Annotated in this window: 19 protein-coding genes and 9 pseudogenes; 7 read left to right on the top strand and 21 right to left on the bottom strand. The window is 31.0% G+C overall.

Annotated elements, in window-relative coordinates:
• Nucleotide 1 precedes the first annotated feature (1 nt).
• The 15 genes and pseudogenes from OTBS_RS09330 to OTBS_RS09250 all read right to left on the bottom strand — a co-directional run bounded on the left by OTBS_RS09330 (nt 2) and on the right by OTBS_RS09250 (nt 11,000).
• A pseudogene (locus tag OTBS_RS09330) lies at nt 2–791 on the bottom strand (type IV secretion system DNA-binding domain-containing protein).
• Nucleotides 778–1,601 (bottom strand): IS5-like element ISOt6 family transposase gene (locus tag OTBS_RS13335; protein ID WP_157866281.1). Its coding sequence is split into 2 segments (ribosomal slippage): nt 778–1,214 and nt 1,214–1,601, totalling 825 coding nucleotides; the frame shifts between segments, so codons are not numbered across the junction. Before OTBS_RS13335 ends, OTBS_RS09330 begins: the two are co-directional and overlap by 14 nt.
• Nucleotides 1,602–1,665: 64 nt before the next feature.
• Nucleotides 1,666–2,183: pseudogene (locus tag OTBS_RS17285) on the bottom strand (conjugal transfer protein TraG N-terminal domain-containing protein); the annotation flags it as partial.
• A pseudogene (locus tag OTBS_RS09310) lies at nt 2,183–3,483 on the bottom strand (conjugal transfer protein TraH). The pseudogenes OTBS_RS17285 and OTBS_RS09310, both read right to left, overlap by 1 nt.
• A pseudogene (locus OTBS_RS09305) lies at nt 3,480–4,184 on the bottom strand (conjugal transfer protein TraF). The pseudogenes OTBS_RS09310 and OTBS_RS09305 overlap by 4 nt, the downstream one beginning before the upstream one ends.
• Nucleotides 4,185–4,189: 5 nt before the next feature.
• Nucleotides 4,190–5,881 (bottom strand): annotated as a pseudogene (traN, locus tag OTBS_RS18615) (conjugal transfer protein TraN).
• Nucleotides 5,878–6,198 carry a type-F conjugative transfer system pilin assembly protein TrbC gene (gene trbC, locus OTBS_RS09290; protein WP_011944350.1) on the bottom strand — a complete coding sequence of 107 codons (321 nt, stop codon included), beginning with the start codon at nt 6,196–6,198 and terminating at the stop codon, nt 5,878–5,880. The pseudogene traN and the gene trbC overlap by 4 nt, the downstream one beginning before the upstream one ends.
• 80 nt (nt 6,199–6,278) lie before the next feature.
• Nucleotides 6,279–7,102: pseudogene (locus OTBS_RS09285) on the bottom strand (TraU family protein); the annotation flags it as partial.
• 52 nt (nt 7,103–7,154) lie between these two features.
• Nucleotides 7,155–7,445, bottom strand: coding sequence for a hypothetical protein (locus OTBS_RS09280; RefSeq protein ID WP_011944249.1), 291 nt, complete (start codon nt 7,443–7,445; stop codon nt 7,155–7,157).
• Nucleotides 7,445–7,909 carry a TrbI/VirB10 family protein gene (locus OTBS_RS09275; RefSeq protein WP_011944248.1) on the bottom strand — a complete coding sequence of 155 codons (465 nt, stop codon included), beginning with the start codon at nt 7,907–7,909 and terminating at the stop codon, nt 7,445–7,447. The genes OTBS_RS09280 and OTBS_RS09275 overlap by 1 nt, the downstream gene beginning before the upstream one ends.
• A 111-nt stretch (nt 7,910–8,020) precedes the next feature.
• Nucleotides 8,021–8,422, bottom strand: coding sequence for a hypothetical protein (locus OTBS_RS09270; RefSeq protein WP_011944247.1), 402 nt, complete (start codon nt 8,420–8,422; stop codon nt 8,021–8,023).
• Nucleotides 8,419–8,970 carry a TraE/TraK family type IV conjugative transfer system protein gene (locus OTBS_RS09265; protein ID WP_011944688.1) on the bottom strand — a complete coding sequence of 184 codons (552 nt, stop codon included), beginning with the start codon at nt 8,968–8,970 and terminating at the stop codon, nt 8,419–8,421. The genes OTBS_RS09270 and OTBS_RS09265 overlap by 4 nt, the downstream gene beginning before the upstream one ends.
• On the bottom strand, nt 8,970–9,305 hold the full coding sequence (locus OTBS_RS09260) for a hypothetical protein (RefSeq protein WP_011944246.1): 336 nt from the start codon (nt 9,303–9,305) through the stop codon (nt 8,970–8,972). Before OTBS_RS09260 ends, OTBS_RS09265 begins: the two co-directional genes overlap by 1 nt.
• 125 nt (nt 9,306–9,430) lie before the next feature.
• Nucleotides 9,431–10,669 carry a tyrosine-type recombinase/integrase gene (locus OTBS_RS09255; protein WP_080571797.1) on the bottom strand — a complete coding sequence of 413 codons (1,239 nt, stop codon included), beginning with the start codon at nt 10,667–10,669 and terminating at the stop codon, nt 9,431–9,433.
• Nucleotides 10,670–10,799: 130 nt separating this feature from the next.
• Complete coding sequence (locus OTBS_RS09250; RefSeq protein ID WP_011944860.1) at nt 10,800–11,000, bottom strand: hypothetical protein; 201 nt, start codon at nt 10,998–11,000, stop codon at nt 10,800–10,802.
• Between the two features lie 515 nt (nt 11,001–11,515).
• Between OTBS_RS09250 and OTBS_RS09245 the strand changes: the two genes are divergently transcribed.
• A complete protein-coding gene (locus tag OTBS_RS09245) occupies nt 11,516–11,869 on the top strand; it encodes a hypothetical protein (protein WP_232489006.1) in 354 nt (117 codons plus the stop codon).
• Here the strand turns inward: OTBS_RS09245 and OTBS_RS13325 are convergent.
• The 4 genes and pseudogenes from OTBS_RS13325 to OTBS_RS13315 form a co-directional block, all read right to left on the bottom strand.
• Nucleotides 11,829–12,652 (bottom strand): IS5 family transposase gene (locus tag OTBS_RS13325; RefSeq protein ID WP_157866463.1). Its coding sequence is split into 2 segments (ribosomal slippage): nt 11,829–12,265 and nt 12,265–12,652, totalling 825 coding nucleotides; the frame shifts between segments, so codons are not numbered across the junction. The genes OTBS_RS09245 and OTBS_RS13325 overlap by 41 nt on opposite strands.
• Before the next feature lie 75 nt (nt 12,653–12,727).
• Nucleotides 12,728–13,245 (bottom strand): annotated as a pseudogene (locus OTBS_RS09230) (hypothetical protein); the annotation flags it as partial.
• Nucleotides 13,217–14,039 (bottom strand): annotated as a pseudogene (locus tag OTBS_RS13320) (IS5 family transposase). The pseudogenes OTBS_RS09230 and OTBS_RS13320, both read right to left, overlap by 29 nt.
• 367 nt (nt 14,040–14,406) lie before the next feature.
• Nucleotides 14,407–14,580 (bottom strand): annotated as a pseudogene (locus OTBS_RS13315) (transposase); the annotation flags it as partial.
• A gap of 160 nt (nt 14,581–14,740) precedes the next feature.
• Between OTBS_RS13315 and OTBS_RS09215 the strand changes: the two are divergent.
• From OTBS_RS09215 to OTBS_RS15520, 3 genes are all read left to right on the top strand, one after another.
• Nucleotides 14,741–16,435: a hypothetical protein gene (locus OTBS_RS09215; RefSeq protein ID WP_011945139.1), complete on the top strand. Its 1,695-nt coding sequence runs from the start codon at nt 14,741–14,743 to the stop codon at nt 16,433–16,435.
• Nucleotides 16,436–16,665: 230 nt separating this feature from the next.
• A complete protein-coding gene (locus OTBS_RS09210; RefSeq protein WP_232489005.1) occupies nt 16,666–16,803 on the top strand; it encodes a hypothetical protein in 138 nt (45 codons plus the stop codon).
• A gap of 61 nt (nt 16,804–16,864) precedes the next feature.
• Entirely contained in the window at nt 16,865–17,965 is a 1,101-nt protein-coding gene (locus tag OTBS_RS15520) for a hypothetical protein (RefSeq protein ID WP_011945138.1), read from the top strand.
• 195 nt (nt 17,966–18,160) lie between these two features.
• Here OTBS_RS15520 and OTBS_RS09200 read toward each other — a convergent pair whose 3' ends face one another.
• Both OTBS_RS09200 and OTBS_RS09195 read right to left on the bottom strand, forming a co-directional pair.
• A complete protein-coding gene (locus OTBS_RS09200; protein ID WP_011945137.1) occupies nt 18,161–18,973 on the bottom strand; it encodes a DNA adenine methylase in 813 nt (270 codons plus the stop codon).
• 614 nt (nt 18,974–19,587) lie between these two features.
• Complete coding sequence (locus OTBS_RS09195; RefSeq protein WP_011945136.1) at nt 19,588–21,561, bottom strand: ankyrin repeat domain-containing protein; 1,974 nt, start codon at nt 21,559–21,561, stop codon at nt 19,588–19,590.
• 837 nt (nt 21,562–22,398) lie between these two features.
• Between OTBS_RS09195 and OTBS_RS17270 the strand changes: the two genes are divergently transcribed.
• The 3 genes from OTBS_RS17270 (at nt 22,399) to OTBS_RS17260 (ending at nt 24,499) form a co-directional block, all read left to right on the top strand.
• Entirely contained in the window at nt 22,399–22,539 is a 141-nt protein-coding gene (locus OTBS_RS17270; protein WP_232489004.1) for a hypothetical protein, read from the top strand.
• A 351-nt stretch (nt 22,540–22,890) separates the two neighbouring features.
• On the top strand, nt 22,891–23,634 hold the full coding sequence (locus tag OTBS_RS17265) for a sensor histidine kinase (RefSeq protein WP_011945128.1): 744 nt from the start codon (nt 22,891–22,893) through the stop codon (nt 23,632–23,634).
• A 7-nt stretch (nt 23,635–23,641) separates the two neighbouring features.
• Complete coding sequence (locus OTBS_RS17260) at nt 23,642–24,499, top strand: sensor histidine kinase (protein ID WP_011944769.1); 858 nt, start codon at nt 23,642–23,644, stop codon at nt 24,497–24,499.
• The last annotated feature ends 24 nt before the right edge of the window (nt 24,500–24,523 follow it).

Raw genomic sequence — 24,523 nt, 5'->3', positions numbered from 1 at the left:
ATTAATAATTCACTAACTTAAGTTTTTTGAGCAATGTATATCCCCAAACATATGCTATATTTAAGTTTTGTAGCTTCATAGTTAGTTTTGTGATGGGAAAGTTACCAACAAGCTTTACATAACATGTAAGGTCTGGTAGATTCATAATTTCAGATGGCATAACTAAAAGCTTTTTACGCTCAACATTATTCATATTTACTCCATCTCTCATAGTATTTGATCCATATGACAAGTTCTCTTGAGTTTCAATTATCTCTTGCTCACCTAGTGTTAATGCTGATTTATAAGCTGTAACCTGATCGCTAACTCGAAAAATAAATTTACTATTAAACAAATCAAGCATAGAAGCACATTCAGCAGAACCATATATTGCTTCTAATTGATGAATGTTCTGCAACCCAGCAACAAAGCAGCCTCCATACTTTCTACTTTCAGCTAAAGCAACTGGTAAAGATGAAACTTTTTGTAGAGCTGGCAGTTCATCAAGTATAAACCATATGTTTTTGTTATCATGATTAGGATTTCTACACATCAAAGCTTTGATAGCTATACTTATCCATGCTGAAATAAGTGGCTGTAAAGTAGCTCTTTGACTTGGAGTAGCTGTGATAAATAGCCATCCCAGTTTCAGCAGAATTACTAAACCATTCCTTGATGCTAAAATTACCTCCAGGCTTTAAATATTGTAGCGAAGTAATATTCTTTCCAAGAGTAGATTGAATTCCCGCAGAAGTTTCAGGCGCGCTTTCGCTTATAATAGACCTCTTTCGAAACTGGTTAAGGTAGTTCAAAATTATAAATGCCAGAGATCAAATTAAATCTAAGACCAAATCTTTTACGTCTATTTCGATATTTGTCAGCAATAATTTTGAACCGTTTTAGCATACCAATAACGTTTTCATTGACAACTCTTTCTCCTGCTAACCTACGATTATTCTTTTTATCATTTTTAGTTAAAGGATTTTTCTTGCTTTTTTTCTTTGGTAATGCAGAATTATTGTGAATTTTTTGTATACCTTGATATCCTGTATCAGTAATCGCTTTAATCTTAGGATGGATAAGAATTTTGGATTCCTTAAATAATCTAAAGTCATGTTTTTTACCGTTAGAAAAATCTGTACATATTACTTGGTGTGTTTTCTTGTCTACCACTATTTGAGTCTTTAGTGTATGCCTTTTCTTCTTTCCTGAATAATAGAATTTTTGTTTTTTTTGGGTCTTTCTATTGGACTCTCAGTAGCATCAATCAAGACTACTTCATAATTCATATCGCTATTCATTAGAGCTTTACGACCTGGAAGAGCAAAGTTTGGGTGTTTAACTAAGGTGTCTTCTACCCATTTTACAGCCTTATATGCTGAACTTTCACTAATCCCATAGTTCTGACCTATATGAAAATAAGTACGGTATTCTCTAAGGTATTCTAAGGCCATCAATAACTGTTCCTCCAAATTGAGCTTATTTTTACGCCCTCCTTTTGATTTCTTAACACCATCAGCTTTCCTCAAAATATCCACCATCTTTGAGAATGTTCCCTTCCTTACTACTGTTAATCGACGAAATTTTTCATCCTTTAACTCTTTAATCTGATCTAATTTCATTATTACTTCAAATCAGATTTTTATAACACCATTTTACATCATTGTATAGTTTCGAAAGAAGTCTAATGCCTGATACAGCGGTGTTTCTAAAAGCTTTTACAAATTGTCTATTATCAGAGTAAATGATTGTATGAATTAGTTTTATGATATCTTTGTCATCCTGATATAGCTTCAACGCTTCAGACAAGACTAATTCAGCATTTTTAGCAAAAAAGTCATCAATTTTAGATACAAAGTAACTCGTTTGCGATGAAAGAGAAGCAAACATTGCAATACTTATGGGAATATTATCAACCTTTACTGGCGCACTCATTGATACTTCATCCTTCAGCCAAACAGTAGATTTGGGGGCAAATAACAGCGTAAAAATAAATATCGATGGAAAAAACCATTCCCATAGCAAAGATGCCGATATTTCCTCTAAAAATAGCCCTAGTAGCAGCCCATATGCCACCAATAGTCAAGGCTAAGTGACCCACTGGAGTGAAGTATTCGCTATTTGAAGCAAAGACCTCTGCCTATGCCATTAAACACATGCCATAACAGATCTCCACCACCAAATGTGTATATTACGTAATCCATTAACTTTTCTCCTTCGCTATTAAATGCTGCTCTATTAATCTAGCCCTTTTATCTATTCGACTTGCATCGGTTTGTAGGCTAGTCCATTTTTCATTTGCAAAAAGTTGTACTCGATTCAATTCCTTCAAATATCTTTCTAAATGTTCATTCGAAACTTGCTTAGCACCTAGTGAAGTAACGGCTCTACGTATTTCGGTGATTACTTCCTTCAAATGCTGAACTAATGTATAGCTAGCTATTAATTCTGATGAGATCTCTAAAATTGTGACTCCAGAAATAGCTTCTAATGTGATATAATCATAAATTGGAAATATATCTCCAATCGAAGATAAAAAGGCTATTTCAGAGTTGCTATATTCAGAATTCTTATCAAACTTATTTTTTAGATCAGTCAATTTTTGCTTAGCTTTACCTGCATAAGACTGCTCTGGTGATATTGTGATATTTCGTTGTAGGCTTGGATGCAGGCAACTAACACTATCACAGCTGTAAATTGAAGCTGATTCTCCACCTTTTAAATGACTAATCCAACTTTTTTCATCCTGAGCTAAGGAGTCAAAAAAGTACACATTATTGTTTGTAACCACGATAGTGCCAGTCATAGACATGATTGAATCACGCATATTTGATGGTATTCCAACCTTTGCTGCTGCTTTAGTGAAGATGTTATAATCATCCAGCATAACTCTGAATCCTTATTTTGTGCTTGTCGCAGAGCTTGTTTTTGATCTAAATAATTACGACATTTTTTACCAGCAGCAAAATAATCAAACCCGCTTTGTGACTGTATATCACGGCAAACAGCTTCTCTCATAGCTGAGTTTCTTGGTAAAGCTGTAGCAAATAATGCTTTTGTTAATTTGCAATCTCCCTTAGCAAATTGATTCATCTCCATTGCTAGATTACGTAAGTCTTTGAGAGCATTCTCAATTTGAGGAGCAAAGGTTTTTAATCCTAATGAAAAAGCATAGACTTTAGCTTGAGAACCAATGTTTTTCATCAATTGAACTAATTCTTCTCCAGAAATAACAGAGAAGCTACCAAGATAGGCATCAATACCGCTACAGCTCATGTTTAAAGATGGTGGAGTTATAGCAAATGGCTGAAATGATGTTTGGCTTGTTCTGGCAGATAATCCGCCAGCCGCATAATATCCAGCCGCTTGATCTTGATATGATCCAGATCTTGTGACATTAATACTCATTCCTTGAAATACGTTTTCGATATTCCAAGCTAGTGATACTGGAGCTTGTAGCAATAATAGCATTGTAATGGCATAAACTCTGATTTTGGTGCTCATGTAGTCTCCAACTTATGATAATATCTATCGATTGCTAGAATATTGTCGATAATTTTATCTTCAGAGATTATGCCTCTAGCTACTGCATATATTTTTTTACCATCGCTAGCTACTGAATATAATACAGGTACAATATGCTTAGGATTTAGTTTATTAAGCAACTCATTATTCTTACTGACAGCTAGCAACTGAAATGCATATTTATTAGCAAAGCACTGAACAATAGGCATAAAGGCCTTACAGAGCAAGCAATCTTGTTTAACTTGCAAAATCAATCCCCAGTTTTTAGCAATGTTTTTGAGTTTGAAATCATTTTTTTGCTCTGATTTTTCTTGATATAGCTTTCTATGTAAGCTATTAGCAGGCTCATTAGCATTAATCAGTTGGTAATCAAGTAGAGTAGCTAGTTGCCACATAGTAGCAAACTTATGAGCCTTCTCCATGATTTGCTTCTGCAATCTTTGAGCTGTAATCACATTTTCGAGCGTTGGATTATCCAGCGCTATACGCTAAGCTCGATTAAATCGCTCCTTTAATTCCTCGATTCTCTGGTCATGAGGCCTACTCATCAACTTAGAATTAGCAGCAGAGTCATCAAGCTCATGACCATGTTTATCATTGTACCATAAAAATCTTGTTGGTGAAGCATCAACAGTGGATAAATGACTAATTAATATCATAAACATTAATAATCTGCTCATTTAGACTAAGTTTGTTGCATACGATGAACTTTATCTTTGATTCCTGCAATAATGTCTTTGTTCATGCTGTTTTGAGCCTTAGTGAGTATATCTCCAAATAGTTCATCCATATTGATTTTAGTGAAATCAACTTTTTGTAACTCTTCAACAGTAAGGCCTCTACACTTTGGACATTCAGGTGTACCGAAGTCTATTTTTAGCTGCTTTCTTGCTTCTTCCTGAAAAATTCTTGCAAGTTTTGACTGAAAGCAGCAATAAGTAGACTTTCTAGCTAGGCAAATACCCAATATCGGAATTCTTGAAGAACAATAGGTTCCAATGTAATAGCAGTAACCTTTTTTTCTATATAGAGCTAATTCTTGTTCCTTAGATTTGCATTGCGATAAGCCTATATCACGCCCCCAGCCAGTCATTGAAGAGCAGCAATTCAAAAAACTAAATACATCTTTTTTGCATTTTCGATGTTTACCTGAAAATACAGAAACGGGATTTGTTTTAATGTCCTTGCTCATCTGATTTAGCATTGCTAGATGAGCTACTTTAGCTATATCTCTATTTGGTATAATAGTTGGAGTGTTGCAATTACCTCCTAAACAAAAAATTGAGTTATTACGCAATGATGAGTGTAGCATTGTTTGCTTCTCAGTTGAACAGCTATAATCGTGCTGCCATAGTAAACAAATATTTGCTACTGATTTTTGGCAAGTGCTGTTTTTAATTCACAATTTTGAATTTTAAGGTGTTTGCAACCATCTTTTGGATCGCTAGTACATGAAAAAACAATCTTTTGTTTCCAATATGAACGATTGACTCTAAACTTGTCAAAAAATACTCTATCACCACTCTCATAGTTGAGTCTATTCGCCTCATAGCATTCATTACTTTCTATTAATTGTTCAAGTTCAGGCTTTACAACTTGCCAATATTCTGCTACTTCCCTTAGTTCTTGAGTCTTATCTCTGTAGTCATAGCGAAGTATACATATTTTACCTCTTTTTGATATAATATAAACTTTGTTCCAATATGCTCTATAGATACGCCAAGCCTATCAGCAACAGCACTCCTCATTCGTCTTGCAGCCATTTGGCTATCACCTGCTAACTTGTATATTTTTTCATTATTTTTATCTACGTCATGGAAATCTGCACGACCATTAAGCCAATTACTATGATTCTCTACTATTTCTTCTGTTGCAAATTCCATTTGCCGGTTTTGCCAAGAAAGCCATACATTCTCTAATCTGCACTCAACATTTAATTCTCGAATAAGTTCAATGTTAAAATTACTACCTTCATTACAACTTTGAATAATTTCAGTATTAGTTTTACTTGTCTGAGTTACGAAGTTACTGCTATCAAGGGCACTTAAAGGATCAGATTCAATTCTCATTGAATTAGCTATCATATAATTTTGATCGTTGATATTATGTTGAGTTAAGGCATTGTTTTTACTGTTTTCAGCTTGAAATAACATTGCCCCACTTTCTGTACCAAGCTGATTACGGCCATGGTAGGTTAAATCCTCATCATTGTTAGGATAATTGACATTACTACCTTGATGAAATAATTCTTGTGTATTTGAAGAATTTCCAAGATTTACATTATAGTTGCTAGCTTCATTATAACTGCTTTGCATTGAAGCTAAACAACAGCTAATATTGAGCACTATCAAAAAGTTAATATAGATAATAATCTCATTGAGTATTCTCATTCATAATTTCTAATGCTATTGCTAAAGGAATATGGCCAGTTAATTTCTTGGTTAATCCTCTTTTTTCATCATCTATTACTATCACAGGAACAACATCAATTTTATATTGTTCAAACAAGCTAGGATCTATATCGAAGCTAATACCAAGCTCCATAGTTTTATTCTTTGTTTGTGTAAATGAGTTATTAATTAACCCACGCATAATCAATTGAGCTCCAGCCTTTTGAGATTCAGCAAAATAGCTTTTTAAAGCCTCATCACTCATTGAAAATGAGACAAAAATAAAAGTTTTTTGCTGGCCCAAAAAAAAGCATTAGCATTATTAACAAATAATAAAACCATCAACATCATTACTCGTATAACCATATTCCTCTCTAACCCTTATCAAAGCAAACAACAATCTCTTTTTCGCCAAATCAAGTAACCAAAATCTTCACCATTAACTGGAAATTCTCTTCCAGCCTGCCATGTAGCTTCTGTTTGGCCTATGCTCTTGCAGGATCTGGTTTCTGGAATCGGATAAGTCATTTGTAGTCGATACTGACTTTTCTTCATAATAGGCATGGGATACTTGCCACATAAGCCTTTATAACCATAATATCCCCATAACATCAGTTGCCTATGCATTCTAGCCATAAACTTACTTACCATTAATACAGATGTTCCAACTCCACCATTATGCGCCGCAGCTGTTCCAGTAAAAGGGTAAAGCATTCCTTGACATTCAGCACACCAAAAAGCATAATCACTTGCTAATAAACCAGCGCCACAACTCATGCAATCAGCTATACATGCTTGATAAGCAGCTACATTTTGAAACAACAGCGTTTCTGGATTTAAAATCGCAGATTTAGCGTCATCACTCCATAATGGATCAAACTCTGTTAAATATGCTATATCGACTGCAGCCATTTCCAGACAAATAAAATCAAGCAAAATTTCCAGCCAATAAATCACAGGATAGACATACCAATGAATGTGATAAAAAGCACTTCCTTCAGCCTCATCTTTCATGCCTTTTTGAGTAGCACTTCCAAATGACAAACCTCCAAGACTTACCATACACATTGGCGACTTTGTAACATCTACAAGGCGTACTGGCTCCCAAAATCCTACCGGAATATACCAGGTACAGGTATTGGAATCCCTGGCTTAGGACAAAGACATATAAGTCTACCAGAAGCATTAGTATCTGGCATTGAAGTGTTTGTAAAGTACAGAGATATAGTAATTTAACCTATATTATCACATAAATCATTTTTAAGTTGCAATATCACTCATTTTTGGTTTTTTAGGTGAAGTGTTAACAACAGCTACACCTTGAACTGCTTTAGATCGCTTACAGTATAGAACACAACGCCTTTTTGATTTAATTTTTGATGTTTCAACTTTCTCAACATTATCAGGGTCAAAAACTCCTTGAGCAGCCATTTTCTTTATTTCATATAAAGACTTACATTTTTGCCCTTTAGGAATTTTACAATCAAAATTACTTTCGAAAAAGAAGCTTGTTAGGCTCATACAGCCCAATAGCAATAATAAAAACTTCATTATAAATGCTCCTCTAACTTTTGTGATTGGTCGAATTTATTATGCAAATTAACTTTTTCATTGTTAGTTGATTGTGAATAAGTTAAATTATGTGGCTTCTTCTTGTGCTCACGTAAGTCAAAACCTTTTTTAAATACAACATCGATGACTCTACCTGACGCAATAAGAACGACTGGGCTCATAGAATCAGCTTGTTTTATAGCAAAATCAGCTAGCTTATCAAAAGCATTACTAGCTCCAGAGTAAGCTCCAGACTGAAGCGCATCTCCAATCTGAAACTCTTGTTGTTGATGACCTCCAGCTACTAGGTTTAAAGTTGGTAGCATATCAGGTTTAATAGCCTTAGCTTGTAGAAACTTAGCAATATTGCTAAATACTCCATTTAATGCAGCCATGCTTGCTATGTTAGACGATTTATCTACCACGATTCCTTTAATTCCAGAACGTCCATCTTCACCTATCAACCAGCCTTCCGCCTTGTTTTCAATAATATCTCCATAATGAAATTTTACTTTGAAGCAGTTTTAATATGCTTGATGCTGAGCTTAACAAGCTTTAAAGTAAAAACTAGCATTTTAAGCTAATTTTATTTTTCCTTTTGAATTATCCTTTTCAGCTTCTTCTGTAGCAGCATTAATAAGCGTTACATGGCTTGGAGTTTTTGGAGTAAAAGTTAACATTAAATCTTGAATTGTTTTGTGTTCTCCTATTACTGTTAAATAAAGCTTCTTTTCTTCTTCTCGTGGAGCAATAAACAAACATCCAGACTCATGAACTACAACTTCGGCTGCATTTTGAGGATACATAAAAATATCATTGATTTTTTCATCTTTAAGATTAATTCTTGTTGGCCCACTATCAGAAATCTCAAGCTTCAGCAAATTATCAACTTCTAACTCATATTCTACCGCATATACATCACTAAACTTGACTAAAGCAATAAACCCTATCATAAACCTCAAAATTCTAATACTCATTTTTTTATTCCATTCTCTTTAACGCCAGTTAACAACAAAAGGTAATTAGGACTTCGCTTGTAAGTCAAAAGGTAAGTCTTATCGACAGCTATATGTTTACTATCGCTAAACCAATAACGAAGCGTTCCACTAATTAATACTCCATCCTTTATCACTTCAACCTTCTTCGGAAAAAAGACTGAAGACACATTTGAGCCTTTAACAAATTGCAAGTGATCATGAAAAAATTTATTTAAAGATTCAGTATTACTAGATGCAACTTTCATGTCTGCTATTTGTCTTTCTACCTCATTTGGAGAAGTAGTAAATAAGAGTTTCGTTACATAAATTGCCCATTCCTTTAAATAGGTTTCATGGTAATTTTTTGATGAAACCATCATTTTACGATCAGGCTCCATTGCTGGAATTAATAACCACTTTTCTTCTTTGGTAATTGCAGCCATTATCGCAATTATATTAGCTGCAGCTAGCAATATAGTTACTGAAAGTAAGCATTTATTATATTTAACCAGCTCTTGTATAGCATTTTGCTTAAAGAGATGATTCATTACTTGCCAACTTTTTTGCCCAAAAGCCTTGGATATCCTAATGGAGCTGGCAATAAACCTTTAGCTACTAAAAAACTTTTTAGCAAAAAATTCTCAGATACCTTCTTAATTTTCTTAAAGCAATAACATAGAGCAATTCCTCCAACCATAAAGGCTAGGCCTAATTTAGCATGCCTGCTGTTTAGTAGTACAATTCCTGGAGCTACTCCAGCTAGCACTACTCCCCATTCGTCAATGCTCAAACCCATATACTTCAACGGCCTCGATAATGCCCAACATAATTTTTGATTTTGTATAATCACCTTCAGCCTCAATTGTAGCATGAGATTTCTCATTCTGCTACTATAATGTTTAAATTAGCTAAATATCTTCAAACACAGATTTTACCTGCAATAATTAGTGTTCATATATGCATGTGCGACATGAAATCGCACTATTCTTACCACAACGTTTATATCAGTCAGATAGTATTATAAATATTATAACTTCTAGCACATTCACTAATTATTTGTATAGCCTTAGACATATACTCTCGTACTAACTCCATACAAGCTATAGTATAAGGTATTGTTGAGTTTGGATTAATATGATTCAATGCTATACTAATTGTCCTCTGACTTTCGCCTGCATCCCCCATACAACTTGCAAACGTCCTTCTTAGATCGTGTATTCTGAAATTTTTTATGCTTGCCTTTTCACAAATTATCTTCCATGCGGTATTTGGATGCGATAAGTGTCCGCTTTCGCTAGTAGAACTTGGTAGTACCCATTTACTTGTAGATATTAATTTCCTTGCTTGCAATATTTCCATTGCCTCATCTGTTAATGGTATATTTTGCGCCTTTCCGTTCTTAGTTTTTGGTATATGCCATATTTTTCTTTCAAAATCTATATTGTCCCATTCCATCTCTAACACATTACTTTTTCTAGCTCCAGTATATAACGCTAGTAATGCAAAATCTCTTATCAATGGACTTGCTTCTCCGCATAATACTTGTAAAAATCTACCCATTTCATCGTAACTTAGACGTCTCTCTCTTGCTTGCAGTTTATGCTGCTCTATCCCTAGAGTAGGATTGTTTTCTATTAATCCCCATTTTATTGCCTTATTAAATATAGTGCGTAAGGTTGCTAGCAATGCATTTGCTGTGGCATATTTTCCCTCTTTGCTGATATCATTGAATATTGGTTCAATATCACTCATTCGAATCTTGCTTATCTTTTTTTCATATAATGCTTGTGCATAAGTATGTACTCTGTCAGCATTCTCTTTCCAGTTTATAGTATATATTTTGGCATACTCTTCAATATACTTATAACACAGCTCTTTGAATGTAATATCGTTAGCTTTTCTTTCTCTTTCTTTTATACGATTCTCATTTTCTTCTATCTGTTGTTGATGTTTTACTGCTCTTGGATCTATTCCGTTCGCCATTAATGTCTTTAATTCTCTTGCTATTTTTCTAGCTTCTTTAATAGATAAATATGGAAATTCCACTATCCTTATTTTTAAACTCTGGTTTTTATATTTTTGTTCTAAAATCCATGTTTTTCTTACTATTCCTCCACAGACTGTACATGAGATTTTCAGTTTAAGTCCTATTATATCTGGATCGTGGATAATTAATAATTTTTCTCCCTTAGGAATTTTAATTTTACGTAGTGCTCGATTTATAAACTTTGATGATATTGAAGTCATAATCACCCCACATAATATTAATATTTATTATTAAAGTATTACGTTTAATTAAACAGATGATCTATATTATACTTTTTATTTGATAGCAAATTTTTATACTAATTTGTTCATAATACATATAACTTAAAAATCACTTATCAATCCCAGGTTGTATATATTTTTCGATCATTAGATTAACCTCTAGATTGAAAACTGGCCCCCAATTTCCTAAATTTTCTGTCAACCTTTTGTCAACCTTTTGCTTTAATTTTTTTGTTATATTGACAAATATTGGAAATATATTTATAGTTAAAGTTGAAGCTTGATTAAAAATATTAATAAAAGTTAACACAAGTTAATAGTAGGTTCTATAAAGTGTAGAAGTTAATAAAAATTAACTTTTCTTCTCCCTTATACTTGATCTACCTTTGCACTTTTACCTATAGAACATCTTATTGATTTAAAGATATTAGAAGAACAATATAAGGAACTCGATAGCAATAAAGCTATAGTCATTTTCAATGAAGTTTGCGTATAAAATATCCTATTGGTAAATTTTATAGCTATTGTCGCTTTTTTCTATGCTCAAACTTCATTGAAAATGACTATATAAGAATAGATGGTATAGCTAAAGTACTATAAAACAGTTATGTTATATATTTTTCAAATTTATAAACTTATATTAACTAAATATTGATTCTAAAAGAATAGTGTGATATATAGTACTCAATTAATGCATATTATAACCTTTCTAAAAAGCAACGCTTAGTATTGCAAAGCTAAATTATATAAGGAGCCTAGAACATGCGTTGCAGAAGCACTACGCAACTTAATATCCAAGCAATGGACAGCATTAAACTATGTCGTATGCTTAAAGATAGAAAGATATTATCTGAAACTATTATAACAGAGATTTTAAATAGAGCTTTGTTTTTACTACAAACTGAAGATACAAGATACAATAGACTGCAGTTTGATGCCAGAGGTTTAGCAACAATTGTATACCAATTGGCAAAATTAGACTATGGTATAAGTACTGAATTTCTTCATGCTTGGACAAATAAAGCTATAAATCTAATTGAGGATTTTATACCTCAAGGGTTAGCTAATTCCATATGGGCATTTGGACATTTAGGAATAAAACCATCAGCTCAATTCATTAGACCTTTTTCGAAACTGGTTAAGGTAGATCAAAATTATAAATGCCAGAGATCAAATTAAATCTAATACCGAATCTTTTACGTCTATTTCGATATTTGTCAGCAATAATTTTGAACCGTTTTAGCATAGCAATAACGTTTTCATTGACAACTCTTTTTCCTGCTAACCTACGATTATTCTTTTTATCATTTTTAGTTAAAGGATTTTTCTTGCTTTTTTTCTTTGGTAATGCAGAATTATTGTGAATTTTTTGTATACCTTGATATCCTATATCAGTAATCGCTTTAATCTTAGGATGGATAAGAATTTTGGATTCCTTAAATAATCTAAAGTCATGTTTTTTACCGTTAGAAAAATCTGTACATATTACTTGGTGTGTTTTCTTGTCTACCACTATTTGAGTCTTTAGTGTATGCCTTTTCTTCTTTCCTGAATAATAGAATTTTTGTTTTTTTTGGGTCTTTCTATTGGACTCTCAGTAGCATCAATCAAGACTACTTCATAATTCATATCGCTATTCATTAGAGCTTTACGACCTGGAAGAGCAAAGTTTGGGTGTTTAACTAAGGTGTCTTCTACCCATTTTACAGCCTTATATGCTGAACTTTCACTAATCCCATAGTTCTGACCTATATGAAAATAAGTACGGTATTCTCTAAGGTATTCTAAGGCCATCAATAACTGTTCCTCCAAATTGAGCTTATTTTTACGCCCTCCTTTTGATTTCTTAACACCATCAGCTTTCCTCAAAATATCCACCATCTTTGAGAATGTTTTCTTCCTTACTCCTGTTAATCGACGAAATTTTTCATCCTTTAACTCTTTAATCTGATCTAATTTCATTATTACTTCAAATCAGATTTTTATAACACCATTTTACATCATTGTGTAGTTTCGAAAGAAGTCTATTATTATTTTATTATATCTATATATGTAGCTGCAATTTTTTGCAGGTTCACCTGCAAATTCTTGCAAATTGATGTGAAAATTTTTTTGTTGTAGAAGGACAATTTTTTCTTCTTTTTTTCTTTTTCAGTAAAACGCTGAAAATTTTTTAGAAGTTTTATACAAGGAACATTACGCAACTTAAAATTGTTTTTAATTATTGTCCTATTTTCAACTTCAATGAAACCAGCTTTTTGTAGTTCAACTAAGCATTGCCTAACCCTGCGTTGACAAACCTGCAACTCCTTTTCAAAAGAGTGATAACTGTCTTGTAATTCCTCTATATCATTATTGTAATAGATCTGTAGTTTATATACTATCAATGATAGAAGCTGTTTAGATGTCTTGCTTAAAGCTTTAGCATTATCTCCAATCAGATCTTTCCATTCTGCTGGAACAAAATTTCCAATAAAACGATAAAAAACAGTTGCATTATTGCTACTAGACCTCTTTCGAAACTGGTTAAGGTAGATCAAAATTATAAATGCCAGAGATCAAATTAAATCTAAGACCGAATCTTTTACGTCTATTTCGATATTTGTCAGCAATAATTTTGAACCGTTTTAGCATAGCAATAACGTTTTCATTGACAACTCTTTTTCCTGCTAACCTACGATTATTCTTTTTATCATTTTTAGTTAAAGGATTTTTCTTGCTTTTTTTCTTTGGTAATGCAGAATTATTGTGAATTTTTTGTATACCTTGATATCCTGTATCAGTAATCGCTTTAATCTTAGGATGGATAAGAATTTTGGATTCCTTAAATAATCTAAAGTCATGTTTTTTACCGTTAGAAAAATCTGTACATATTACTTGGTATGTTTTCTTGTCTACCACTATTTGAGTCTTTAGTGTATGCCTTTTCTTCTTTCCTGAATAATAGAATTTTTGTTTTTTTTGGGTCTTTCTATTGGACTCTCAGTAGCATCAATCAAGACTACTTCATAATTCATATCGCTTTCATTAGAGCTTTACGACCTGGAAGAGCAAAGTTTGGGTGTTTAACTAAGGTGTCTTCTACCCATTTTACAGCTTTATATGCTGAACTTTCACTAATCCCATAGTTCTGACCTATATGAAAATAAGTACGGTATTCTCTAAGGTATTCTAAGGCCATCAATAACTGTTCCTCCAAATTGAGCTTATTTTTACGCCCTCCTTTTGATTTCTTAACACCATCAGCTTTCCTCAAAATATCCACCATCTTTGAGAATGTTCCCTTCCTTACTACTGTTAATCGACGAAATTTTTCATCCTTTAACTCTTTAATCTGATCTAATTTCATTATTACTTCAAATCAGATCTTTATAACACCATTTTACATCATTGTATAGTTTCGAAAGAAGTCTACTGTTATTATTAGCAATTTTGCAATTATTGCTTGCCAAATTACGCAAATCTCGCACCATTTCAACCTCCAAAAATGTCAGATATAGCAGGTGGTTCAGGCGATTTTCGCTATCCAAAACCACGTTTTTATCCGCGTAAATATAGCAATTTAGTAGCTATACTCGAAATTTAACACTCTGAAAGGCTTATAATAACACAGTAGTCTTAAACATTGAAATGTACAATGACTGGTACACAGCATAGACAGAAATACATGGTTAACAAAACTTGAGCGTATAAAGTTGCTATCATCTAAAAATCAAGACATAAAGTTTAATAATCTTGGACATATCATTGATTATAATATGTAGCTTAAAGCCTAAGAACCAGCCATAACTACTCTTAGCAATTTTAGAAATTCTGTTAAAAACTCTATTGCTGGAAATACGTTTATTATGACAAATTGCTAACTTTGTAGAATCGATGTAATATATACCTTTCAATATTTAAGACTACTGTGTTGTTATAAGCCTTTCAGAGTGTTAAATTTCGAGTATAGCTACAAAATTGCTATATTTACGCGGCATAAAAACGTGGTTTTGGATAGCGAAAATCGCCTGAACCCCCTGCCATATCTGACATTTTTGGAGGTTAGAAATGGCGCAAGATTTGCGTAATTTTGCAAGCAATAATTGTAAAATTGCTAATAATAACAGTAGCAATAATGCAACTGTCTTTTATCGTTTTATTGGAAATTTTGTTCCAGCAGAATGGAAAGATCTGATTGGAGATAATGCTAAAGCTTTAAGCAAGACATCTAAACAGCTTCTATCATTGATAGTATATAAACTACAGATCTATTATAATAATGATATAGAGGAATTACAAGACAGTTATTACTCTTTTGAAAAGGAGTTGCAGGTTTGTCAACGCAGGGTTAGGCAATGCTTAGTTGAACTACAAAAAGCTGGTTTCATTGAAGTTGAAAATAGGACAATAATTAAAAACAATTTTAAGTTGCGTAATGTTCCATGTATAAAACTTCTAAAAAATTTTCAGCGTTTCACTGAAAAAGAAACAAAAGGAGAAAAAATTATTGATCTAACCCAAAAAATTTTTCGCTCCAACCTGAAAGAAATTTCAGGTCAACCTGAAAAAAGTTTCAGGTACATATATAGATATAATAATAATAAAAAAAATAATAATAGATCTAGATCTACTGAAGATAAGTTAGTAGAGAATGATCAAAATAAAAATGAAGACCAACAGCAAAATTTGAAGTTTAAATATACGGAATCTGATGATTTTATAGAAATTGAGTTAGTGGAAAATGAAAAAGAAGATCAACAGCAACAACAGAATTTGAATTTCTATGAGCTTAGTGATTTTAGTAATAAAAAGCCATCAAACAAGGATTATGAGCAAAATAGTGAGTTAGCAACTCCAGCTATTACTAAGGATTCAGAGGTTGAAAAGAATGAATACTGCTCCAAAAGAAAAAGACTAGCAGATTATTATCCACTAACACCAGAAGATGCAGTTATACTGCAACGTATGTCTAGTAGAAGCTTCAACATATACTTTATAAATCAATTACTGTTGAAGTTATCAAATAAATATCCAAACCGTCATTTTGAAAATAAGACAGCAGTGCTAAACTATATGGCAAAAGCTTTAGCAAATGAATTACTAACTACTGACCAGGCTAATAGTGGAAATTTTAGATTTAATGACATAGGAAGATTTAAAGAACAGTATCTAGCAAATATTGAATCTGGTACAGATCGTAGTATGAAGGCTCAGTTGAAGCGTAAAATAGCTGGAGTCTTTGAAGCAGATATGGCTTATAAAATTTTAACATCTTGTGATTTTGGGGCAGCGGTTAAAAAAAAATATTACATCAAGTTGCTTAAGAATATTTTACTGTCAGATCATATTAAATTTAAGATATTACAGGAGGTACGAGCTGTGTATGGCAATGATATTGAGCAGTTACAAGTTATACCATTTGATGAATCAAAACAAGTTACCAATAGAACAACAGTTTTACAGCAACAAATAAGTGATGAGAATTACCTTTCAGAACTTAGTAAAGAGCTAGGTTCTAACTCTATATTGTTCAAAGTACGAAAATACATACTTCAACATTACGAATATGAGCAAGTTATTGATAAAATATGGTTTAGTAAATTAGAAGTTGTAAATGAAGATAATGTTAATAAAAAGATATTCATTAAGGCTCTAACAAGCTTTGCACATAGCTATATCAAATCAAATTATAAGCACATTCTAGAGCATGCTTTTGAAGCTCATGGGTTTTCGTTTGAATTAGTTGAGTTTGTAGAAAGTTAGATTAATGATTAATAGCTGTGAAATACAAAGTTCTACTCAGAATAAAATTATGGTGCTTTATTTATTTTTTTGTTATATTGTAAGTTATATGATAATCCTTTAACAGATTGCGAAGGTTCAAAAAGGTGAAAATTCATGAATAATTATTTATCGTTCTATACTTTTCTGCTAAGTAAAGCTGTACTGAAGATTATATTACAATAGTGATAGTATAATTTCTGGAGTAAAATATGTCTGAATCTAAGGCTAAATATGCTTTACATCGCGCTATTAAAGATGGTGATATTGAAAAAGTGAAGCATCTTATTAATAATGATAGTACACTTATCAATTCAAAATATTTTGATAACTATATTAATATTACTTGATAAATGAGTAATTTGAGGCTTATAATATCATTTAATATAAATTAATATAATAGTAACAATTATGCAAAGCGATAGTGAGCAGGAAGTAGCAACTGGAAGTAAAGACACACTTGAAGATACTACAGGTTTATTACTTCAGTGGCTTCCAAGGGATTATGGTTCGCCAATTCCAGAATGTTATTTAGATAGATTAAGTACATGGGCAAAAATTGAAAATCAGCGTTTAATAAAATTAGTAATAAATAGATCAGGATTTACTCCTGAACAATATAAAAAATTAGAAGATAAAATATCTGATAAAAAGTTTAATCAGTATGGTAATATAGAATTGATAGATTTTAATAAATTTGATCTCAAAGAATATGATTTTAGCTTTCATGCACATACTAACCTTTGGATTAATAAGGCTAAATTCCCTAAATACACCATATCTGAATATTATAGCCAGTTATACTCTATAATTCCTCAAGAAGAAAGAGTAAACTTCGCTGTTGAAATAGATACTATGCGTATGCTCACGCTTTATGCAATAGATTCTCCGATAATTTATTTAGATTTTGATATTTTTCCTAAAAAAGATTACAAAATTGGCAAAATTATAGCTGAAAAAGGTTGTTTGTTTAATGAAGTTGTTGATACTACAAGTACTGATAATCATTTGGAAAATTCCATTATTGCTGTTGGCAATTCAGGCAAAAATATAATTGCAAAAATTTGTAATGATGTGAAATTGCTGTGGACGGAATGCTATCTTGATCTACGTCATCTTCGCAGTAATATATATCATATCACTACAAATGCTGTTGATGTTATTATAAGGGATCTTTATGATCATTGTCCTATCAATAATTATACTAGCACACAGGAATATAATAACAAACTACATGAGTGGGAAAAAGGAAAAAGGCCTTTAATACATAAAATATTTGGATTTCAGACTAACGGTGGCAATGTGATCACTAAGTATGAGCATAGTTGGTATGATAATTATACATGTAATGATAGTAACACACAAAATGATCATATCCAGAGTACCTGCATAAAACTATCTGAGCAAGAATTATCTCATAAAAATCTAGATGCGTTAGATAATTTGGAACTATCAGATATTGAAACCAATATGGAAGTTAATATGGAAGTTGCAGGAATTTCAATGAGCTAAAATAATTTCTTTGCAAGCGCCTTTATATCGCTAGTTTAGAATAAGATAAAGAAAGAATATGCATTTATTAAGAATAGGTATTACAAATGCATATTTGCTAAAACTATTAGAAAAGTTATAACAAAATATTATTCTTTGTATAGCTTTTTGATTATACATTGCATACTTTTCCTTATTTTAATCTGGCATTACTAACTAATTTTGAAAATAGTTAATAATGATTAGCTCATTAACGAGATTGCGTTTTTGATTGATTGAGTATGTGACTGGAATATGAGTGATGAAGAAGTTTTTGTATATGTCTCTAATGAAGGCAGTGTTATTATTTGAAAGCATAATTTTAACACCTTTATTGTTTAGTTCATAAACAAAATCTCGTAGTCTGATTTGCTCTTTTTCATCAAATGGAACTCTAGTGTAGAAACGTTCTCCTGATTGGTGGTAAGGCGGATCAAGATAAACGAAGTCACCTTTTTTAGGCTCTATAAATGAAAAATCCATCGCATAAATTGATGTACCAGTTAAAAGTTTGCTGCATTTATTTATTCTAGAGCAAATATGAAGCTTAAGATATTGCTTATCAGAAAATGTTTGAGCAGATGTACCATCTCTGTTTAGCCTATAAATTCCCCTAAAGGAATATTTATTAAGATATATAAATTTTGCCGTGATATCATTAGGATCATTACTATAATAATTGTCTCTTATTTTATAGTAGTGATTTTCAGAATGGTTTTCGTGATATAGATTTAGTAATCTATTGACCTCATTTGGATTCTTTTTTACAGCGTGATAACTAGTAATTAAGTCGAGATTAATATCAGACAAAAAACATTGTTTAAACAGATGCTTAACTTGAAAAAATAAAGCACCCCCACCAAGGAATGGTTCATAGTAATTATAGTATGGCCCTGAAGGAAGATGCTCTATTAATTTATTAACAATTCTCCTTTTGCCTCCAACCCAGTGAAGAAAAGGCTTTGGTTCATTAGAAATTGCTATTGACACAAGAATTTTGATTTAGTTTAATCTCTACTATGAATTATAGCAGAAAATAAGCCTTAAAGCCAGTAATAATAACTGTTGCAGAGCTTTTTTTATAAACCTTTTGTGAATGATATTTTTGTAGCTAGAGATACAATGTGATAATTTCGCATCTACTTTAAAAAAGATGAAAAAATTTTTCATAATTATGACAAAAAGTCATGTACTGATAAAAATTGAAATGATACTGTATACCTGATATTATCTGAGATTCAAGATTTAGATAATATTTAGCTAGAGGTTATTTCATTAAAACTTCAGAATCTGCTATTAAAGGTATAAATGAATCTCTAGCTACACTTTAATTGCTACTTCAAACAGCAAAAGTAATGCTATGATTATTAGTGATAAGAATAACGATAAACAAAAAAAAATCTAAAAAACACGATATCTCCATAGCTCAGTTTTCTATGTTATAAAATGTCTAATATATGTTCTTAACACCAAAAGCTACTTTTACTTAAGCCAAGAAAAAATGGAAATAAAGTTAAACATAAGTTTAACTTTATTGTTCTTCTTGCTATATTTTTAAACTGTTAAACTTGAATTTTCTAGTTTTGAAAGATACATATTATATTCTAGCACATATGATGAAAGTCGCTCGTATGATTATCAATGTTTCCATCCAATAATTCAAGTAGTAATTGATTCTCAGAGTTAGCATCTTCATTCAGTTGTATATAATCATTATTATATCTTTCAAACACTGAAGTCATCTGAGATATATTTAAAAATTTGTTTACTTTATGTGATAAAGCAGTAATATTATTTAATCTTTCTAGCCTAATATCAGTAAGCTCACATTGTATCTGATTATTTAATTCTGGTAATATTTTTTCTTCAAAATGTTGCTTCGGTATATTTGTAGATAAGTCTAAATACTTTATACTGTTATAATATTCCCTGAATTTTGACATTGTATTTACACACTTTTTAACATGTACACTTGTTTTTTCATAATTACTATTCAAAGTATTATCTAATTCAGCTAATTTATTTTTATCATGCGCAATTTCCAATAACATTGAAATAGGCAATAAAGCTTTTGAATTATTTTTATAGTACTGAATTGTATCCTTGATATTATCATCATTTAGTTCATCAAACTTAGGAGATTGATATGTATTTTCATAATTGAAAAAGTTTAAATGAGATTTTATTAACTCTTTTTCATAATCAGTAAGTTGTTTTTGTTCTTTAGCTTCATCACTGATACAATTTAAAAAAATATCTACAGGTAATACTGTTGTCTGTAAAAAATATGCAGTATCTACTAGAGTACCTTTAGTACATAATTCTTTCTGTAAAAAAGGATTGTTATCTAATATTGTTATAACTTCATTAGCTAAAATGGATAAGTCTTTTTTAAATTCATCCTCTAATCCATTAAGGTTAGTTGTAACACAAGGTATATAATCTTCAACTAATTTTATTATTTCACTATTATTTTTAAGCACTTCTTGTAAACGTATATTACTAGCGCACTCAGATATTATTATTTTTATAAAATTATCAGATAGGTTATATCCTACAGTTTTATGCTCATTAATAAATCCAAATATAGTTTTGAATTCTTCTTTATTAGACTCATTATTAGCATTGCCTATATTCATTAAATAGCATATTCTCTCTAGCATTAAATTCATTGAATCATCTAAATTTTCATTATATAATTTTGATGCATTATTATGTACTATGCTGCTAGTTTTAACTATACATAATATCTCTTGCTTATTAGATTCAAGTATTACTGCAGAACATATTTCGCCTTCTTTTAGTAATTCATCTTTTAGAGAATGCAAATTATTAGTAAATTTCTCATATTGGCTTAAGTCAATTCCCCATCTTTTATATAATAATTTTATAAACATGACATCAATTGTATTGAAAATTTTATATCCAAAATTTCCAAAAGGATTTTCTTTTAGTAAATTTGGACAATGAAAAGTTGTATCACTTCCTACTGATACTTCACGTAACTTTTTCTGAAAAACTATTTTTGTTAATTCAAAAGCGAATTCTTTATCTGTGATATCAGAATATTTTTCTACCATGGATATTACATTATTTTTTTCCATACTCGTTGGCCCAGCTACCTTTATAATAGCTTGTACAATATTTTTTACTATTGTATTTTTATCTAGTTTAGATATATCAATGATGTACTGTGCATATGTTAATGCTTTGTTTGTTACTGCAGCCATCAATGCAGTACTTTCACATGTATATTTAGGCTTAAAATCATGCAATGTTGCTATAGTCCTGGCTATATCCTTATCTCCAAGTCTCAGAAGAGCAGAATGTAGCGCGCTTAGATAATCATCATTGTTATAGTCTGTGGCATCAAGATCAGATCCATTAGCTATTAAGAATTCCATCATTTCTTTTTGCACATTATCACATGCGCTAATAAGTAATGTATTACCATTCCTGTTCGATCTTGCTTTCATCAGATCAGGATGGGCAATTATTAACTCAAGGAGTGCATCTATATTACCTTGGCTTGCATATCGAAATGCTTGTATCTTTATTTCGTTTGGTATATTGTTCATATTTTATCATTCTTTAAGAGTTTTAATAAAAATTAATAATAATGTAATACGTTGTTTACATACTAACTGAAAAAATATTCATGTCAAAATATTTTTTCAGAACTGCTAAGATTTCTATAGCCAAGATTTTTTGCTTATTCGATATAAAAAAATAGCAAAACTTATAAAGAATAGGTGTTATAGCTCTTTTAATACTTATGTTTAGAGTTAAATATGTATTTTTATACTTCTTTTGTTCAAAAAGCTTACTAAAGTTTTCTATTAGGCAAAAAATCTTTCTATAGAAATCGTAGCAGTTTTTGTTGATTTTTTAAGTGATCAAGCCTATTCAGGAGTTTATTACGCAAGAACATTTTAAACGCCAGATTAGGATAAGAGAAAGTATAGAAAGCATAATGAAAAAGGTCTACAAGAGATAATATACAATTAAATTATGCAATATATTAAATATAGTTTTAATTAATAGCCATTTATTTATTGCTCATATTTCTACAAGAATTAGTTCATAATACTATACTTAATAACCTAAACACTGACTGTTGTAACACTTGTATATTATCTCTTTCTAACTGTTTCTTATTCTAAAATTGCGTTTGCCGATATGTGAGCAATAAATAAATGGCTATTAATTAAAACTATATTTAATATCTCACATAATCATAATTGTACATTATCTCTTTGTATACCTTTTGTATTAGGCCTTTCATACTTTACCTTATCCTAAATTGGCGTTTTAAGAATATAATTTATCTTGAACAAAAGCTACTATACCGCACACTTAAGTATGATCATTGCATTAATTCGAAACAAAGAAAAGTAACTATCAAACAACTACTATTGGCTCCAGGACAACTTGAAATAAAAGAAGATCTTAATTCGATAGAGAAAAAAGATTTTGACTTAGTTAATACAGCCCTTGATTTTTATATTTTGGATATTATAGGTCGTTTTAAAGATGTGTTTGAACCTGATGTTTAAATTAAGAGCAAAAAAGATAAGTCCAGAACTTTTTCAGTTAATATACTAAATTATCAAAGTCTTTTTATAACTCAGAATCAATTGTATATCTCATTTTGAGAGATATTTTGTTTTTTTAGATGTAAATAACAATGCGATAATTTCGCATCAATGTGTAATATTATGAAAAAATTTTTCAGAAATATTACAAAAAGTCATGTACTGACAAAAATCGAAATGATACTGTATACCTGATATTATCTGAGATTTAAGATTTAGATGATATTCTGATAGAGATTAAAACTTAAACCGCAAAATTTTCTTTTTAATCTCTAGGAAGCAATTTAACAACTTAAATAGCAGGAGAATTCTATGCCTATTGAAGACGAAGGTCAAAATAAAATCAATAAATTAACTGAAAAATTATCCACAGAGGGAATTAATAGCACAACAATAAAACAGATAGATGCTGAAATGCAAAAACTATACTGCCAGCTAGAGGAATCTGAGGAAGTAAGCATAAATTGCATAGAGTGGATACAATATTTTAGGCTAATAGTAAATAACTACGACAGAAAAAAAGTAAATATAATAGCTTCTCTAAATGGAATGATTTTTTTATTTAGACAATACATAGCATCAACGAATGTAAGGATTGAAACATTTAACATAGAATTGCTAATAAATAATACCGTTATCAGAATGAGGGAACATTTTGAAAATGAGAATATAAAGCTAAATGTTCAAAATGACATAAAGACAATTCTGATTGGAGATAGTTTTCGAATAAAAGCAGTAATAAGTCAGTTAATTGGTAGTGCTATTATAAATAGTAGTAAGAATAGCAAGATTACTATTAACATCAATCAGTATTCAGAAATATTACAATTTACAGTACAAAACATAGGACTAAGCCCTTCTAAAGAAAAATTAGAAAGAATAAATGCTGAACTAGAGAATTTGAATTTGGTAACATATCAAGAACTAGGAGAAGGATTAGCATTTATTAAACATCTTACAGATCAGCTAAAAGGAAGACTAAGAGCAAAAGAGGAAAATAATTACATAACTTTTTCATTTGATGTACCAATAACTAGTTTTAACTCTTCTTTATGAGAATGCTATGAAAGAAAAGAATAAAACAATTAACCAATGGATAGTACAGATACCTCCAATACCAGTTATGTTGCTGAATGGAGAGAGGGAGAATATCGATGAATATATGGAGATAATAACAAAGTTAAGAAAAGCTAAGTATCAGGTCGAGGTAGCTGAATCATTGAAAGAATATTGTGTGAATCTGATACAGAATATCAAATATAGATTTAATATTGCAACTAGCGAAATTGTAAGGCTAGCAAGCGATATCATGTTAAATGATTCAAAAAATAAAGATAAGCTGGAAACAATATTAAATCGAGCAGCAAATCTCCAAAGGTACTGTAACGATGTAGTTTACACGCTTAGAAGCGAAATTGAGAATGAAAATTTATGTTTAAAAAAATTTAGCATACAAAAGCTAGTAAAGGATGCCGTCAGGAGACTAGAAGACATTGCAAAAGAGAAAGATATAAAAATCAATTACAATTTTCAGTACAAAATGAAGGATATTGTGATTGGAAATAGTGATCACTTACAAGCTATATTAAGTCAATTAATAGGCAGCACGATTAGATTTAATCACAGCTGCAAGGTTATAATTACAGTTCATTTGTTTACTATAAAAAATTATATAAAAAGCGATAACATACTACAATTTAGAATACACGATAAAGGAAGCGGTATTTCAAAGAAAAAATTAGGAGATATAAAAGCAAAAATAGCTGATTTTGAGTTGGTACGAGACTATCCACAAATGCTGGAATCAGGATTATGGTTTGTAAATTACCTTGTTAATCAACTTAATGGAGAAATGGAAATAGAAAGCGAAAAAGACAAGTTTACAACCATTACTTGCAATATTCCAGTACAACTTTTTTAATCAAATTAATTCGCTTCTTTCACA

The sequence above is a fragment of the Orientia tsutsugamushi str. Boryong genome, assembly GCF_000063545.1.
Taxonomy (GTDB): Bacteria; Pseudomonadota; Alphaproteobacteria; order Rickettsiales; family Rickettsiaceae; genus Orientia; species Orientia tsutsugamushi_C.
This window is presented reverse-complemented; position numbering and strand designations above follow the sequence as displayed.

Excerpts from the sequence above, each read along its gene's own strand:
- OTBS_RS09270 (WP_011944247.1), bottom strand. The coding sequence starts at position 8,422 with ATGAGTATTAGAATTTTGAGGTTTATGATAGGGTTTATTGCTTTAGTC.
- OTBS_RS09195 (WP_011945136.1), bottom strand. The coding sequence starts at position 21,561 with ATGAACAATATACCAAACGAAATAAAGATACAAGCATTTCGATATGCA.
- OTBS_RS09280 (WP_011944249.1), bottom strand. The coding sequence starts at position 7,445 with ATGAAGTTTTTATTATTGCTATTGGGCTGTATGAGCCTAACAAGCTTC.
- OTBS_RS09215 (WP_011945139.1), top strand. The coding sequence starts at position 14,741 with ATGGCGCAAGATTTGCGTAATTTTGCAAGCAATAATTGTAAAATTGCT.
- OTBS_RS15520 (WP_011945138.1), top strand. The coding sequence starts at position 16,865 with ATGCAAAGCGATAGTGAGCAGGAAGTAGCAACTGGAAGTAAAGACACA.
- OTBS_RS09265 (WP_011944688.1), bottom strand. The coding sequence starts at position 8,970 with ATGAATCATCTCTTTAAGCAAAATGCTATACAAGAGCTGGTTAAATAT.
- OTBS_RS09245 (WP_232489006.1), top strand. The coding sequence starts at position 11,516 with ATGCTTAAAGATAGAAAGATATTATCTGAAACTATTATAACAGAGATT.
- OTBS_RS17260 (WP_011944769.1), top strand. The coding sequence starts at position 23,642 with ATGAAAGAAAAGAATAAAACAATTAACCAATGGATAGTACAGATACCT.
- OTBS_RS09260 (WP_011944246.1), bottom strand. The coding sequence starts at position 9,305 with ATGAGAAATCTCATGCTACAATTGAGGCTGAAGGTGATTATACAAAAT.
- OTBS_RS09255 (WP_080571797.1), bottom strand. The coding sequence starts at position 10,669 with ATGACTTCAATATCATCAAAGTTTATAAATCGAGCACTACGTAAAATT.
- OTBS_RS09210 (WP_232489005.1), top strand. The coding sequence starts at position 16,666 with ATGTCTGAATCTAAGGCTAAATATGCTTTACATCGCGCTATTAAAGAT.
- OTBS_RS17265 (WP_011945128.1), top strand. The coding sequence starts at position 22,891 with ATGCCTATTGAAGACGAAGGTCAAAATAAAATCAATAAATTAACTGAA.